General features: G+C 32.1%; 4 protein-coding genes and 1 rRNA gene. All 5 read left to right on the top strand.

Annotated elements, in window-relative coordinates:
- Positions 1 to 178: ribosomal RNA gene (locus PKV21_09695) — 16S ribosomal RNA — on the top strand; the annotation flags it as partial.
- A gap of 95 nt (positions 179 to 273) precedes the next feature.
- The gene (dnaJ, locus tag PKV21_09690; GenBank protein HOM27758.1) at positions 274 to 1,398 is read left to right on the top strand and encodes a molecular chaperone DnaJ; all 1,125 of its coding nucleotides are present in this window, start codon (positions 274 to 276) and stop codon (positions 1,396 to 1,398) included.
- Positions 1,395 to 1,703 carry a divalent-cation tolerance protein CutA gene (cutA, locus tag PKV21_09685; GenBank protein HOM27757.1) on the top strand — a complete coding sequence of 103 codons (309 nt, stop codon included), beginning with the start codon at positions 1,395 to 1,397 and terminating at the stop codon, positions 1,701 to 1,703. Before dnaJ ends, cutA begins: the two co-directional genes overlap by 4 nt.
- A 13-nt stretch (positions 1,704 to 1,716) precedes the next feature.
- Positions 1,717 to 2,508 (top strand): fumarylacetoacetate hydrolase family protein, encoded by a 792-nt coding sequence (locus tag PKV21_09680; protein HOM27756.1) that lies wholly within the window; start codon positions 1,717 to 1,719, stop codon positions 2,506 to 2,508.
- A partial coding sequence (locus PKV21_09675; protein HOM27755.1) for a Gfo/Idh/MocA family oxidoreductase occupies positions 2,505 to 3,462 on the top strand: 958 nt, incomplete at its 3' end. The genes PKV21_09680 and PKV21_09675, both read left to right, overlap by 4 nt.

Below are 3,462 nucleotides of genomic sequence, written 5' to 3'. Positions count from 1 at the left end.
GCGGTGAATACGTTCTCGGGCCTTGTACACACCGCCCGTCACGCCAACTGAGTCGAGGGTACCTGAAGTACCTTATCCTAACCCGCAAGGGAGGGAGGGTATCAGGGTACACTCGGCAAGGAGGGCGAAGTCGTAACAAGGCAGCCGTACGGGAACGTGCGGCTGGATCACCTCCTTTCTAAGGAGTTGAAAAAAATCCGGATACCCCAATTTCTTACTTAAAAAGCAAGGGTTTCCCTTGCTTTTTTTATTTATATGACTAAAATATAAAATATGGGAGAAAAAAAAGATTATTATGAAGTTCTTGGTGTTTCAAAAGACGCTTCAATAGATGAAATAAAGAAAGCATATAGAGACCTTGCTTTAAAATATCATCCAGACAGAAATCCCGGTAATAAAGAAGCAGAAGAAAAATTTAAAGAAATTACAGAGGCATATGAAGTTTTATCTGATCCTGAAAAAAGAAAAATATATGATACATATGGGCATGCTGGTTTTGGACCAACTGGATTTGACTGGACACAGGATTTTTCAAGGGTAAGGATGGATTTTTCAGATATTTTTGGTGATATATTCAGTGATTTTTTTGGTGATATTTTTGGTTCAGATTTTGCATCAAAAACAACTCAAAAAAGAAAAACAAGAGGTTCTGACCTTGAATATAGAATTTATATAACATTAAAAGAAGCAGCAACAGGTACAGAAAAATATATAAATGTTTCAAGATTTGATGAGTGTTCGGTTTGCAATGGTACTGGAAGTAAGACAAAAAAAGGGAAAGTCACATGTCCTACCTGTCAGGGAAGGGGTCAAGTTATTAAAAGTTCTGGATTTATAACAATTGCACAAACATGTCCGAAATGTAGAGGGGAGGGAGAAATTCTGTCAGACCCATGTCCAAATTGTAGAGGAACAGGAAGAATAAGAAATATGCATAAAATACTTGTTAAAATTCCAGCAGGTATTGAATCAGGGATGAGTTTAAGATTGAAAGGACAGGGAGATATTGGTTTAAATAAAGGCGAAAGGGGTGACTTATATGTTACAGTTTTTATTGAAAAGGATCCTCTTTTTGAAAGAAAAGAAGAAAATATATATTTAGAAGTTCCGATTACAGTTACTCAGGCAGTTTTAGGAGATGAAATTGAAGTACCTACTTTAGCAGGGAAAGCAAAATTGAAAATTCCTCCGGGTACACAGAATGGAGAAATTTTAAGATTGAGAAATATGGGTATGCCTAAATTAAATGGGCACGGTAAAGGAGATATGTTTGTTAAAATTAAGGTTTTGATACCAAAAAGATTATCAAGGCAACAGATTTCTTTATTTCAACAACTCAAAGAGATTGAAAATGAAAATGATTATCCAGAAATAAAAAATTTTAAAGAAAAATTATGAAATTTATTCAAATAATTACAACCTCTCCGGATAAAAAAAATTGTGAGAAAATTGTTAAAGAGTTACTTGAAGAAAAAGTTGTTTCCTGCTGTCAGATTATAGGTCCAGTTGAAAGTCATTACTGGTGGGAAAAAAGAATAGAAAAAAGCAAAGAATGGCTGATTTTTATTAAATGCAAGAAGAAAAATTATAAAAAGGTTGAGAAAAAAATAAAAGAAATTCATCCGTATAAAGTTCCTGAAATAATATCTTTTGAAATTTCTGATTTGAGTGAAGAATATATGGATTATTTATCTGAAATGTAAAAAGGGAGAAAATATGAAATTCTTGAGGTTTTTTAAAGATGGGAAAGAATTTTATGGTATTTTTAAAAAAAACAGAATTTATGCTATAAACTGGGAGGGATTTACTAAAGAATTTAAAGAAACCGGTCAAATTTTTTCACCTGAAGAAATTAAATTTTTACCACCATGCAATCCTCCCAATATTATTGCACTTGGATTAAATTATAAAGAACACGCAGAAGAAGGATGGGAAAAGGTACTTTCAGAACCGGTCATATTTTTGAAAGCAACTACTTCTTTAACTGGACATCTATCTCCGATAATTTTACCAGAACAAGCGCCTGATGAGGTTGATTATGAATGCGAACTTGTTATTGTTATTGGTAAAAAATGTAAAAATATAGAAGAGAAAGAAGCAAAAGATTATATATTCGGGTACACCTGTGGAAATGATGTAAGTGCAAGGGACTGTCAGTTAAAAAAAGATAAACAGTGGGCAAGAGCAAAGTCATTTGATACTTTCTGCCCGATTGGTCCATGGATAGAAACAGAAATTGAGCCAACAAATTTAAGTATAAAAACGATTTTAAATGGAAAAATAATGCAGAATTCAAATACTTCAAAAATGATTTTCAATCCTTATAAAATTGTGAGTTATCTATCAAAACAGATGACACTTTTACCAGGAACAATTATTTTAACAGGAACTCCTTCAGGAGTGGGATTTGCAAGGAAACCGCCTGTATTTTTAAAAGAAGGAGATATTGTTGAAGTTGAAATAGAAGGAATTGGAACTTTAAAAAATTTTGTTATCAAAGAAAAATGAAAATATTTAATATTGGAATTATCGGGTTTGGTTTTATTGGCAAAGTACACGCTTATGCATATGAAAACTTAAAGTATTATTATCCGGAAGCGCCTTTCAAAGCAAAAGTTTCCGGTGTCTGTACATCAAGGGAAGAGACAGCAAAAGAAGCAAAAGAAAAATATGGTATTGAATTTATAACAACTGATTACAAAGAATTGATTGAAAACCACAAGATTGAAATTATTGATATATCAAGCCCAAACATTTATCATTTTGAGCAACTTATTTATGCAATTGAAAAGAAAAAACATATTTATTGTGAAAAACCTATTGTAGCAACTGTAAAAGAAGCAGAAGAACTTGAGAGATATCTTAAAAATTTTGATAAAATCCATCAGGTAACATTCCATAATAGATTTATTCCTGCAACAATAAGGACAAAGGAATTGATAGAGAATGGATTTATTGGGAAACCAACTATTTTTAAGATTTCATATTATCATTCAGGAAGTGTTGAGAAAGAAAAGCCAATTGGATGGAAACAGGAAAAAGGTGCTGGTGTATTACTTGATTTAGGAAGCCATATTATTGATTTAATTTATTGGTTTTTAGGTGAATTTGATGAGGTGATTGGAAATGATTTGATTTTATATCCTGAAAGACCAACAAAAAATGGGAAAATAGTAAAAGTTGAAGTTGAGGATCACATAAATATAAATGTAAAGATGAAAAATGGTTCAATTGGAATAATTGAGGCATCAAAGATAGCAACAGGGACACAGGATGAACTTAAGTATGAAATATATGGAACAAAAGGTAGTATAAGATTTAATTCTGAAAATCCAAATTATTTAAATGTCTTTTCTATTAAAGAAGAGGGCTTTAAAAAAATATTTACTGGTGGGAATTATAGGGAAAGCAATTTCCCAGGGCCTAAATTTACGACTGGATGGATAAGGGCACATATCCATT

Source organism: bacterium, from assembly GCA_035371905.1.
In the GTDB taxonomy this organism is placed as follows: domain Bacteria; phylum Ratteibacteria; class UBA8468; order B48-G9; family JAFGKM01; genus JAMWDI01.
The sequence above is the reverse complement of the archived record's forward strand: the minus strand, read 5'-3'. Positions and strand labels throughout refer to the sequence as shown.

Coding starts and splice junctions, on each gene's coding strand:
- PKV21_09680 (HOM27756.1), top strand. CDS start 1,717: ATGAAATTCTTGAGGTTTTTTAAAGATGGGAAAGAATTTTATGGTATT.
- cutA (HOM27757.1), top strand. CDS start 1,395: ATGAAATTTATTCAAATAATTACAACCTCTCCGGATAAAAAAAATTGT.
- dnaJ (HOM27758.1), top strand. CDS start 274: ATGGGAGAAAAAAAAGATTATTATGAAGTTCTTGGTGTTTCAAAAGAC.